Origin of the sequence: Aureispira sp. CCB-QB1 (assembly GCF_000724545.1) — a bacterium.
In the GTDB taxonomy this organism is placed as follows: domain Bacteria; phylum Bacteroidota; class Bacteroidia; order Chitinophagales; family Saprospiraceae; genus Aureispira.
This window is the reverse complement of record NZ_JHBV01000004.1, coordinates 1-13026: the sequence shown is the minus strand read 5'-3', so window position 1 is coordinate 13026 and position 13026 is coordinate 1. Positions and strand designations below refer to the sequence as shown.

The 13026-nt window shown below is 35.1% G+C and carries 8 protein-coding genes; 5 read left to right on the top strand and 3 right to left on the bottom strand.

Translation table 11 applies throughout. The annotated features are described in order from the left end of the window. Positions 1-10 precede the first annotated feature (10 nt). The 3 genes from CG11_RS00960 to hemW form a co-directional block, all read right to left on the bottom strand. Positions 11-1666 carry a WG repeat-containing protein gene (locus tag CG11_RS00960; protein WP_052592203.1) on the bottom strand — a complete coding sequence of 552 codons (1656 nt, stop codon included), beginning with the start codon at positions 1664-1666 and terminating at the stop codon, positions 11-13. Then, the gene (locus tag CG11_RS00955) at positions 1647-3161 is read right to left on the bottom strand and encodes a hypothetical protein (RefSeq protein WP_052592201.1); all 1515 of its coding nucleotides are present in this window, start codon (positions 3159-3161) and stop codon (positions 1647-1649) included. Before CG11_RS00955 ends, CG11_RS00960 begins: the two co-directional genes overlap by 20 nt. Before the next feature lie 964 nt (positions 3162-4125). Further along, positions 4126-5250: a radical SAM family heme chaperone HemW gene (gene hemW / locus CG11_RS00950; RefSeq protein WP_052592199.1), complete on the bottom strand. Its 1125-nt coding sequence runs from the start codon at positions 5248-5250 to the stop codon at positions 4126-4128. Between the two features lie 363 nt (positions 5251-5613). Here hemW and CG11_RS00945 point away from each other — a divergent pair, with 363 nt between their 5' ends. The 5 genes from CG11_RS00945 (at position 5614) to CG11_RS00925 (ending at position 12686) form a co-directional block, all read left to right on the top strand. Further along, positions 5614-6549, top strand: coding sequence for a T9SS type A sorting domain-containing protein (locus tag CG11_RS00945; protein WP_052592197.1), 936 nt, complete (start codon positions 5614-5616; stop codon positions 6547-6549). A gap of 445 nt (positions 6550-6994) precedes the next feature. Then, on the top strand, positions 6995-8308 hold the full coding sequence (locus CG11_RS00940) for a cellulase family glycosylhydrolase (RefSeq protein ID WP_052592196.1): 1314 nt from the start codon (positions 6995-6997) through the stop codon (positions 8306-8308). Positions 8309-8511: 203 nt separating this feature from the next. After that, the gene (locus tag CG11_RS00935) at positions 8512-10149 is read left to right on the top strand and encodes a sodium:alanine symporter family protein (RefSeq protein ID WP_052592357.1); all 1638 of its coding nucleotides are present in this window, start codon (positions 8512-8514) and stop codon (positions 10147-10149) included. 1049 nt (positions 10150-11198) lie between these two features. Further along, complete coding sequence (locus tag CG11_RS00930) at positions 11199-11696, top strand: dihydrofolate reductase (RefSeq protein ID WP_052592193.1); 498 nt, start codon at positions 11199-11201, stop codon at positions 11694-11696. A gap of 3 nt (positions 11697-11699) precedes the next feature. Beyond that, a complete protein-coding gene (locus CG11_RS00925) occupies positions 11700-12686 on the top strand; it encodes a hypothetical protein (protein WP_052592191.1) in 987 nt (328 codons plus the stop codon). Positions 12687-13026 lie beyond the last annotated feature (340 nt).

Genomic DNA, 13026 nt, shown 5'->3' with positions numbered 1-13026 from the left:
AACATCATTTTTAGAATTTTGATACATGTCTTTGCGCTGTTCTAGTTTTTTCTATTCCTATTGTTGCAAAATAATCTCCAACCAAAGAAGGCAACTCTTTGCCTTCGTACCAATATTTCACCTGATTATTTGCTGTTATACATTCGATTATACCATTTGGTAGGATCTGTATCTTTTCATATTCAAAACCTAAAATCTCATTTCCTTTAGCATCCATACATCCCCACTTATCGCCCTTCAGCAAAGCCATATACCCTTTATCGTTTATACTAAACCCAACCCCATTGTATATCGGTTCGGATAGTTTTTTCCCATGCTTATCAAGCAAAAAGAACTTAGCATTCTCTTGAAGTCCCAAACAACTCGTTGATGCCAGTATGGGGTTAGAAACGTGATACTCTTTAGGGATAAAATGATAATAATAAGGAGCAGAACTTAAAGCAGGTCTTAAAATTCCCTCTTGGTTGTCAATCTTAGCGGTATAGTTATAAACCAATGCATAGACTTTTTCTTCTTGGAATGCTTGAACTGCTTCCAATAAGGGAGGAAACGCCCAATCATACGAAACTAAATCTAGTAAACCAACCTTTGAACGATATCCTCCCCATCTATTATCACTATTGGCATTAACGGACAGTAAACCATTTGGCACCACGAATAGACTATCAGGAATCTTAGCGGCTTTCATTTCATTTTCCATAAAACCATAATGATCAACAACAAAAGAATCGTTGATAATAAATCCCCATTCCCCATCTTTCAATCCAAAGTAAGTATTATTTATAGTTTGAATAGAATCATAGATTGGCAGAATCCATTTTGTCCCGTTAGCAGATAGCCCTCCCCACTTGTTATTGATCTTTATTAAGGTATTATTATCTGCCAGTTGTTTAAAGTCCAAATCTCCTTTATTGGTCAAAATAGTATCTCCCTCACGATTCATTAATTTAGTTACTCCTCCTTCTGTCTCAAAAACAAATAAATTTTCGTTCAAAATCAATAAATCTCTCCCTTTGAATTCAGAAAAAACACTGTCTTTTTTCATCAACTGATAACGACCTCCATGAAGTACCATGTAAGTAGCTGTATCTAATGTCCAAACCTTATCATACTTTGTTGGCAGTACTTGTTCATTTTGAAAGTTGACAACGCCCCATTTTCCATTGGATTGCACCCCCACTCCATTTTCCAAAACATCTAAACTGTCATAAATACAAGGAAGCATTGTCGCCCCCCAAAAAGACAATGTTCCCCATTTGCCCCCTTTTTGACAAGGGATTGTATTTTTCTTTTCTAACAAAATAGCATCATAGTCAAACAATAAATCCCCTCCCAAAGTGCCTACTGCCCACTTCCCCTCTTTTTGGCACTTAACTAAGGTAATTGGCAACTCCAAACCTTGAGTCGGGTGTTTTTCTTCTGTAATCAAAACCTCCATGGCACTATACACTGGTTCAAGAACGACCACTTTAGAAGAAGCGTTTGCCAAACCATACTTATCATCTTTTTTAAAAATGAAAATATCTTGTACCTGTTTGATTGATTCAAAACCAGTATAGATTGGCATTGAGACCTTCTCTTTTTTATTTTTGCACCCCAATAGAATACAACAAAAAAGTAAAAGCCCCAAACGCCCTATTTTTTGATTACTTTTTAAAACAGTCATCTATTGTCTTTTCGATTTTACTAGAATGTATAATTTGTGTATTATTTGATTTAATACAATCCCTAATTTCAGCCGTTGTCATAAAAATACCGCCATACTTTTTGTACAAACCTTTCTTAATTTCGCTAACAACTTTTATAGATTTACCTTCTCTAAAATCTCTCATCTGAGCATCAAATATTTTGTCAACAGAATCTTCTATTCTATTTAATTGCATTTCTTTCTCTGCTCGGACTGCATCATTCAGCGCCTTTTTAAGAATGTTTAAAGAAATCAATGTAAAGGCAGAAAATGGAGCCATTCCGCTATATAATAGCGTTCCAGCCAAACCTAAATTAAGCATATCACCAAAGCTAGAACTACCATTGCTGTTTAAATAAGCTTTAGCTTTTCTATTAAAGTACTTTCTCCCATGTGAAATCCATTCATCATTGTATAACTTTTCAATTACTTCTTTCACATCTTTATCCCAATCCAACTTTTTTACGAGATCAGCTACAATAGCCACATTTACATTTACCTTACTAGAAGAGGTCAAGGAAGGAATGTCAAAATAGATGACATCCTTATCATCAACTCCTTGCACTTCCAATAAATAAAAGACGCCTTCTATTGGTCCCTCGGTAGAATGATTCAAGAGATTTGTGTCGCTTTTTAATGCCAAATAAGAAGCTGAAGCAATTTCATTTTTAGAATTTCCCTTTTCGACAATACTAATTGTTTTGACCTCAAATTCTGCATTGACTTTAAAATCGTAATGATTTTTGGATGAGGGAGCGGGAGCATTAAGATTGGCAACCGTAATAGTTAAGAACTTGCCTTCTGTAATTTGTCCAAAATCAACCTTAGTCAACAACTTATCATCATAAGAAAGCCCTTTCACAACGACCTTATAGGTATCCGATGGATTTGATCGATCCAATTTAAAATTGACAGACTTTCCCTTTAACAAGTTGAGGTTATCCATCCGTTTCACCTCTTTATTAGAAGAAGAAATAATGGTCAAAGAATGTACTTCTTTCATATACACATTCATATCCAAATGAACTTCTTCGTATTTTTTAGATAAGTTTTCGGCTCTAATTCTCAAAACTACTTGCGTTCCTGCTTTTTTCACAAAAGACTTTTTCCCAAGCATTTTAAAATGATTGTTGTGAATTGTAACGCTATATTCCCCTGAGGAGGCATTGTTTAGTAATAATATTCTTGAATATATGCCTTTTTTAAATTCTACTTCATCACAGGGATGCTGATGATAACCTGTCGATTCTGGTCCTGAAATAGAAAATGTTAATCCTTCTTCATAAGCTGGAATTGTAACTTCTACAAATTGCCGATCAAATTTTTGCTTTTTTTGATGTTTGGTCAATGTTTTTATCAAGCTCTGAATGACATCAAAATAATCTTTCTGCTGTTGGGTGTAATTTGCTTTTTTCTGAAATTCTTTGATGTAGGTTTGGCATTCTACTACAAAAGCTTCTAATTCTTTTTTCATGTATTACGTTGTTTTAGTACTTCGTGGTTTATCTTCTAATACTCTATTACAATAGTTCGTTGAAACCACGCAGTCGCAGCGCAGCGAACTAAAAGCGAACCGAGCGCAGCGAACTCACGACTATAGGGAGTAACAAAGCGCTCGCAAAGTAGTCAACGAACTACTACTATTATTAATACAGTAATCATGAACAGGCAGCTTTATCTATTCATTCCACCAACCATTGCATTTATCAGAGTTGGTAGTAAGTAATCCTTCAGAAAAAATTATATCAGCTACAGAGCTTGTCCTTTTTTCTCTTCGATCAGCTGATTAACGCTAAAAAATAAGGCTATTCTTTAGCTATGCTTTTTCTGTTTACTTATTTTAAAATATCATTTGCTTAATGAGCTGCACTGCTTGTAAGACCAATCTTAAATAGGGGAATATTTAGATTAAGGCATCTTAGGTTCATGAGCACTTTACTTGTAACTTGTTCTATCCATCTATGGATGTAATCAAGCCATTTTTAGTGAGTTTTAAATTTTGACGAAGTAAATTACTAAAGGGTTAATAGAAATCCTTCTCAACAAAATGGTTTTGGAATACCCCCAATTTATTACATTGAGTTAGACGTTCTAGTAAATAAACAAAAAAAACATTAGAAATAAAAGTATTTTTTCCATATTTCTGTTAATTCAATGCATTACTACGTAGTATCATCGGAGTATTATCCAATGAATATTCGCATATTATAAAACATCTAATAAATAGTTTGAAACTTGTTTGGAGCAGCAGACACAAAATGTATACTTTTATCTATATAAAAGTTTTGGTTGCTAAGTAAGTGGGCAGAAAAAAATATAGTCAAAAATGTAATTCTTTTTGCCTATAAATTTTTATGAACGATTACTTATTATTGTCTATTTTAACAAAAAAAGATCTCTCCCACTCTTGGCATCAAAACAAGGACAGCATCACATACTTAATCCAAAAACAAGTCAGCAATAATCGAATCTGAGACAATCTTTCCTTTGGCGGTTAAGGTATAAACCTCACCTCGTTTTGTCATTAATCCTTGGCGCACAAAAATCATTGCTTCTTTCTCAAACCAAGTTCTTGTATTGCCTCCCCATCCCTCCAAATGACGAGCAGACACCCCCCATTTTGTTCTTAGAGCCGTCATAATATACTCATTGAACTGATTTTCTGCTGTCAATACTTCGGTTTCCCAGTAAGTGGTATCATTTTTTAATGCATTAATATATTGTGCATTATTAGCAATATTCCAACGTCGAGTCCTGCCATTAAATGAATGAGCGGCAGGACCAATGCCTAAGTAATGTTTTCCTGTCCAATAATTTGAATTATGTTTTGCATATTTATTGGGCAAGCAGAAGTTAGAAATTTCGTATTGTTCATATCCATTCCTTTCCATTTCACTTAGTAAAATTTCAAATTGTTCTGCCGTATGATCGTCATCTATATTGGCAGCCTTTCCTGTTTTTACAAAATGTGCTAAGGCAGTTTTAGGTTCTACCGTCAATGCATAACAAGAAATATGAGGGATTGATAGCTCAAAAGCCTTGTTTAGATTTGCTTTCCATCGCTCATGACTAGTCGTTGGAGTGCCATAAATTAGATCGATTGTCAAGTTATCAAAACCTGCATCTTGAGCTGCCTGAATACAAGTATAGGCATGGCTTGCATTGTGCGCCCGATTCATAAACGCCAAATCTTCGTCAAAAAAAGATTGTATGCCAATGCTAAAACGATTAATCGGGGTTTTGATTAATGCATTCAGATAAGCAGGTGTCAAGTCATCTGGATTGGCTTCCAAAGTAAGCTCTAAATCATCCTTTAGGGTGTAGTTTTTGGTAATAACATCCCACATTTCAGAAATTTCGGCGGTCGATAACAGAGAAGGGGTCCCCCCTCCCCAGTAAACTGTTTCGACCGTTTGACCTGCCAATTCTTCTTTTCGCGCTTTTAATTCTTTATGAATAGCTTCTAACAAGATATCTTTTTGCTTTAAAGAAGTCGAGAAGTGAAAATTGCAATAGTGACATGCTTGCTTGCAAAATGGAATATGAATATAAATACCTGCCAAGAGTGTTGCTGTTCTAGTTAAAAATTAATTGCAAAGATAGCTTTTTTTGTGCAAAGCGTCTTTTGGTTAATTTTTTTTCAAAAACTTCTCCACTAGGTGTAACTTTTTTAGAATTCTCGTATTAATCAATACAAACAATCGAATTTACAACTGTCTATCAGAACTTTAAATAAGATTGCAATTATTAAACACACCAAAATACATAGCATTTGCATCTAACCATATAGTAACCTTAATACCCAACCCTAAAATCATTGAAAACGAACCCTACCCTTCTTTTCTTCGATATTAGAATATAATATATCCTATTCATTAGTAGTTAGCTACGCTGCTAACTATTGATCCATCTAAACCACCATTATTATGAAAAAGCATTTACTTTTTTCTCTGAGCAGTTTTTTATTTTTATTACTTGCCCTCAACACGAATGCTCAACACGTTTCACAAGCTCCAACTCTAGAAGCTAACCGAACAGACAACAAGCCTACTTACGAACAGTTCAATGACCAATGCATACTTGATAAAGTAGAATATCAAAAAGATCGTACCATTTTTCACTTCCGTTACAAAGCAAGTTCTTATACTTCTATTTGGCTATATTCTCCCGAGGGCGCTCATCCATGGTTTTTAAAAGACAAAATCAATGACAAAGAATATGACCTTATTGGTGTCTATAACGTTCGCCGAAACAATCGATTAAAATATAAAGAGGTTGCCGAAACTGTATATATGAATGCTGATTCTAAAAAAGAAACTACTTACTTTGAGTGTGAAGTACATTTTGAGCGTTTGCCTGAAAGTGTTTCTGAGGTCGATTTAATTGAAGGTAGAGGTATGGAAACCGCTTGGAATCATTTCAATTGTTTTGACATTCAAATCAATCCTTTAAAAGAACAAAAAGAAGCACCTGTTGTTGCACCTCTATTGGTTACAGAACTTTCTTTACCCGTTGAAGCTATTTCTGATGCTATCGAAAAAATAGAACCAGCAATTGTTGCTACCCAAAACGAAACAACAGAAAAACCAGCAAAAAAGGCGACCAAAACATTAGTAGAAGTTGTTGAAAGTTTTGATTGGTCTGTTTTTCCTACCCCTGCAACCGATATCTTAAACATTCAACAAACAGAAGCGCAAGAAGCACAGTTGACTCTATTTAATATAAATGGACAAGTAATTTGGACTGGACGTATGCAAGGTACTTCCAAAACCATTGATGTTAGCGAATTGAGTACAGGTGCTTATTTTTTACAGCACACTGTTGCTGGCACAACCACAGCTCAAAAAGTATTGATCAAATAAGTTCACCTAATTTAGGCAACTGCTGACTATTATAAAAAATATTCTACCCTACTAAACCTCCCATACCCTCATTTTTCAACCCACTCTTAACCTATGATAAGCCTATTTAGCTATGCTAAATGGGCTTTTTTTATGCCGCTCTTTTTCTCCCTCTCTATCTTAACAACTGTTAAATTCCCCTATTGCTCTTTTTTTTGGTATAATTGCTGTTTTGGTAACAAACAGGTTCACGAATGAATCGGAGGGTACAACTATCTATAAATAGCTTTGCAAGCTACAAAGGATGCTTATTTATATGCCTTTCATTCGCTACACCATCTAATCTTATAAATTACAAAATAAACTTCTTAAATTGTTATTATAAAATTCATCCTCTAATTTTGGCTGGTCTTTAGTGATCAATTGGCTGAATTATCGACTAGGATTAAAAATATCAAATAACTATATGAAACAATTATCAATTATTCTAATGGCTGCTTTTTTTTCATCGTTCTTTCCAAAATCAGAAGCGAATATCCCTCTTGCCAATCCCACCCCTCCTAAAGGGTTTGTATCTGTAGATGGAACAGAATTCAAAATAGATGGTAAGCCTTATCGTTTTATTGGAACTAATTTTTGGTACGGGATGCACTTAGGTGTTCCTTCCAAAAGAGAACGCTTGATCAAAGAATTGGATAAATTGCAAGAAATTGGTTGCAATAATCTGCGTATTATGGTTGGTTCGGAAGGTCCTGGAGAAGAAAAATATCGTGTTCAACCTCCTTTGATGATCAAACCTTTTGAATACAACGAAGATATTCTTGAAGGCTTGGATTTTCTGTTAGCAGAAATGGAAAAACGTAATATTTATGGTGTTCTCGTCTTGGGCAATTTCTGGCATTGGTCGGGTGGATTTGCACAGTATTTATCATGGTTAGACAATTCCCCCATTCCATATCCTTCTTTAGACGGAGGCGTTTCTTGGGGTATTTATATGGATTATACTTTCCGTTTTTATTCCAATACACGTGCTAAAAATTGGTTTAAGGCTCACGTCAAAAAAATCGTAGAACGTACCAACACCGTGACGGGCAAACCTTATAAGGATGACCCAACAATAATGGCTTGGCAATTGGCCAATGAACCTAAATGTGGTGTCAAAATTAGTGCTTATAGAAACTGGATTCGTCAAACGACAAAGTTCATTCGCAAAATGGATCCCAATCATTTGATTTCGACAGGAAGCGAAGGCATCATGTCAGAATCTTTATTTGGAAACCGTCGCAAAAACTTCATCAAAAACCATTCTATGGGAATTGATTATTTAACAGCGCATATTTGGATACAAAACTGGGGGTGGTATGATCCTCACAAGGTTCCTACTTTAGAAACTGCTCAAAAGAAAGCCATTGCTTATTTAGATAAGCATATAGAAATTGCCAAAGAAATGAATATGCCTGTGGTTTTGGAAGAATTTGGAATTGCTAGAGATGCAGAGAGTTATGATGCTAGTTCTACGGTTCAACAACGAGATTCTTATTTTAAGTTTATGTTTGAGTATTTAGAAAAAAACATCAATGAAGGTAGTCCTTATCAAGGAATTAATTTCTGGGCTTGGGGAGGAGAAGGTCGCCCTCGTGTGCCTAGGTCTGTTTATGAAGCTGGAGACGATTTAATTGGGGACCCACCTCATGAATATCAAGGTTGGTATTCTGTTTACAATACGGATACAACGACCCACGAACTAATCAAGAGTTTTAACGATAAGTTTCAACTATAATTATTAGACAAACGCTTTCTTAATCCAAGAAAGCGTTTGTTGTTTTAGGTGCCTATAGAGTACCTTTAAGCGTTCTAAAACCTTAAGGGCAATGTACATACCTACAGTCTCTTTTGGAGATTCCCTGACATTTTTAGTATATTGTGCAATAACATTACAATAATACTAAATTAATAATGCTAAAAAAAACAGACATCATACCAATGAAATCAAAGATTAGCTTCATAAAACAACGATTCATTCTATCCCTTCTTGCTATCCTAACTCCTATCCTTGCATTTTGCCAAGAACCCGCCGCTAAAGGCATTGACCAACAAATCGATGAGGCATTTACGCCTTTCTCTAACCTTGTACAGAGTATCATTTTCTTCTCTATTCCTCTAGGCAATAACGTAGGAATTCCAATCGTTTTAATCGTTCTAATCCTTGGTGCTTTGTTTTTTACAATCTACTTTGGTTTTCCTAATATCAAACATTTGCCTCTAGCCATTCGAACAGTTCGTGGTGATTATTATAACCCTGATGCTACTACAGAAGTAATTGTCCCTAATGATAATGTTCGACAAGATATTATTGATGATATGCCCGATACCATTCGAGATGAAAGTGCAGATGGTGAAGTAACGCCTTTTCAAGCTTTAACAGCAGCACTTTCGGCAACCGTAGGACTAGGTAATATTGCTAGTGTAGCTGTTGCATTGAGTGTTGGCGGACCTGGAGCTACCTTTTGGATGATCTTGGCAGGTATCTTAGGGATGTCTTCTAAATTTGCAGAATGTACATTAGGGGTCAAATACAGAGAAATTGATCAAGACGGAACGGTACATGGGGGACCAATGTATTACTTGAAGAAAGGTTTAGAAGAAAAAGGTCTAGGTGCTTTGGGTAAAGTATTTGCTGTTTTCTTTGCCATTATGTGTATTGGTGGTTCTTTTGGTGGTGGAAATATGTTCCAAGCCAATCAAGCTGCTATTCAGTTTTTAAATGTTATTTATGGAGATGCTTCGGCTATTCCTATGAGTGCTAAAACAATTTTTGGATTGATTGTCGCCTTTTTGGTGGGTATTGTAATTATTGGAGGAATCAAAAGAATAGGTCAAGTAACCGAAAAGGTCGTTCCTTTTATGGCTGTATTGTATGTTGGCGCAGCTCTTATTGTGCTATTTATGAATATTGGCTTAATTCCTACTGCTTTTGGATTGATCTTAGAAGGTGCTTTTGCTCCCACTGCTATTGCCGGAGGTATTATTGGAGTTTTGATTCAAGGCTTTCAACGTGCAGCATTCTCTAACGAAGCAGGAGTTGGTTCTGCCGCTATTGCTCACTCTGCTGTTCGTACATCTCATCCAGCATCAGAAGGCATGGTTGCTCTATTAGAGCCGTTTATTGATACTGTTATTATTTGTACAATGACTGCTTTAGTATTAATTATTACCAATATTGAGGGGCAGTTTATGGTTTATGGTCAAAAAGCGGATGGCGTTAGTGCCACTTCTGCTGCGTTCTCATCTTCATTGCCTGGTGCCGAGTACATACTAACCGTTGCGGTTGTATTATTTGCATTTTCAACGATGCTATCTTGGTCTTATTACGGACTACAAGCATGGAAGTTTTTATTTGGGAAAAGCAAAAGAGCAGATATTATTTATAAATTACTATTCTGTACTTTTGTTGTTATTGGTGCCGCTGCTAGTTTAGACTCTGTTATTGGTTTTTCAGATGCCATGATTTTTGCTATGGTATTCCCTAATGTTATTGGACTATTAATTTTGGCTCCTGTTGTAAAAGAAGAAGTTGCTAAATATATAGCATACACCAAAACCTACCAAAAACCAGATTAATACTATAAATTAGATAGAAACTATAAAAAGGCGACCTGATAATATCAGGTCGCCTAATTTTTTGCTTCTCACTTACACCAACACCCCCTTGAAAAGTTGTTGCTAAAATTTAGGATCTACAAAAAGTGGATTACTTCTTAAAGACACTTTACCTTAACAACATCCATCACCATAGAGTCGTAATATTCCTCTCTAAATTTTGTCCCCTCTTCCAAATTTTACTTAATGAGTTTTGGTAAGCAACTTCACTCTTGTAAAAAAGTATCTGCTCAATAAGTCCTTTTTTAGAATCGAGTTTGTAGAAACACGTTAGCCTTTTTTATTCTTCTAAGAAACTCTTTTTCTTTATTGCTGTATCCAAGTACTTATTTTCTATCCTGCTTTCTATAGCTTTTTCACTCAGCTTTGCCTTTAACATCCGTACGCTATGTTAACTAAGTAAAAGTACAGAAAAACTTGTTTATACTTCTAAGCATTATTGACAACCATAATTCAATTTCATTTCTTTTTTGTGTTACAACAATTTTTTAAATTGGCTTTTACTTCAATATATTAAAGGTGTTTTTTATTGTATAAATAAGCATAATTTGGGGTAGTTAACTACCATTTACTAGAAGCAAGCAACGTTCACCCAAAAGTGAGATGAGTGTTGCTCTTATTAGTTAATACTGTTTATCAAAAAAAGTTATCAGTTTCAAAAAATCTTAATCGTCATCTACTGATTAAATATAAGTGCTAATTAATTCTAATAGAATGTATTGGCTTTTACTATAGAATAACCAATTAGCAAGCCACTATTTTAAAAGTCCTTATTTATAGAATTAATTTACTTCAAAGGAGAGTTGGCTAACAAGCAAAGTTTCCTTATTATTGACAAACAAGCTTATATATTTTTTATTGTTACCAACAAAAACAAAAAAAAACCGTTTATAAAATACTGTTTACCACAAAGCTATTGCATCAAACAAAAGAAAATATCATTTATAGTACGTGGTTATGTATTTAAGCAGTAGTTTACAAAACGTTCTACAACAAAAGGGATTAAATCTATGAGAGTATCAACTATTGTAGGAATGGGCAACAATCGAGAAATCGGTCGAGGAAATGATATTCCTTGGTACCTTCCTGCCGACCTTAAATACTTTAAAAAAGTAACGACAGGGCATCCTATTATTATGGGACGAAAGTGCTTTGAATCAATCGGGAAGCCACTCCCCAATAGAACCAATATTATTGTCAGTCGCAATCCTGAATTTTATATCGAGGGTTGTATTCTAGTGCATTCCATTGGTGCTGCTTTGGCGGTAGCACAAGAACGGGAAGCAGAGGAAGCTTTTATCATTGGTGGAGGAGAAATTTACCGTAGAGGTCTGCCTTTATCAACAAAACTTTATTTAACGGAAATTGACATTGAAGTAGAAGATGCCGATGTTTTTTTCCCTGAAATCAATGACCAACATTGGAAAGAAATCAGTAGCATAAGCCATCCTAAAGATGCTAAAAATCCCTATGATTACACCTTCCGTGTATTAGAACGCAAAGAATAAAAAATGATGTTGCCACGCTTTCAAAATATCAAAAGTCCTTTAAATTGGCTGTCAGTTATGACCGACTTGCTGATGTTGGGTCTAACTGTATTTGATTTAGCGTGGTTGATGTTTGACGCTTTGTATAATACCAATATGGTCAAAAAAATAGTAGACCCTATTCTACCTTTTTATGAATCTATTCATGAAGATTTTTACTTTTATGATGGTATCATTGTCAGCATTTTTATTGTCGAATTTTCTGTTCGTTGGCTAATAGCCATACAACAAAAAGTCTATGCTAAGTGGTTCTTTTATCCATTCATTCATTGGTATGATGTCTTAGGTTGTTTCCCGACCAGTTCCTTCCGTATTTTGCGTTTATTTAGAATTATTGGCTTGACATATCGTCTACATCGTTGGCAAGTCATCGACTTGAATAATTATGCGCTGTTTACAACATTGACCTATTATTATAATATTGCTATTGAAGAAATATCAGATCGAGTCGTTATTAAGGTACTTAGTCAAACGAAAAGCGAAATCAATCGAGGACAACCGCTCAATGAAGCTATTTTGAGCCAAGTACTGCAACCCCGCCAAAAAGAAATTGCGGAACTCATTGGGCAAACACTACAAGAAGGAATTCGTGCAAAGTATCCTCAATATCAAAAACTATTAGAAAAATATGTGGTCAAGACGGTTGAAAATACGGTTATCAACAATCCCGAAGTACAACAAATCAAACGAATACCCATCGTTGGTGCTCAAATACAAGAAACGTTAAATACAGCAACCAGCCAAATTGTTTTTGGTGTTGTTGATCAATTAATTACGGACCTAAGTGCTGCTGATAACCAGCCTATGATTACTTTGGTAACAGAAAGTATCTTAGAAGTTTTTTTACAACCGCAAGCTAATAAAAGTACCGAATTGACCAACGAGCTTATTTTGGAAGTGATTGATTTAATTGTCAAACGAGTAAAAGTAAAACAGTGGAAAGCCTTGTAATTCATTGTTTGTGACCAACTAGCTATAAAGACAAAAGACATACGAGCACTTTGTATCAATAGCACGCAAGTATATTACGATTATTGGGATAAGAATAACACAGGTCTGCAACGCATTGGTATTCGCTCTATTGTTGCAGATATTCGTTTTTGGAAAAGGCAAAAAGGGCAATTGCTCAAAGGGCTGGTAGAAGTCGGTACGATCTTATAAAAAAGCTGCTTGAACGGTTGTCCAAACAGCTTCTTTAAGTTCCTAGCTATTAGACATTATCGTACATTAAAACTGTAAACAAAAAAGTGAAAAAAAAGTATAAATACAAGAAAGTAGTGTGAAAAAGGTA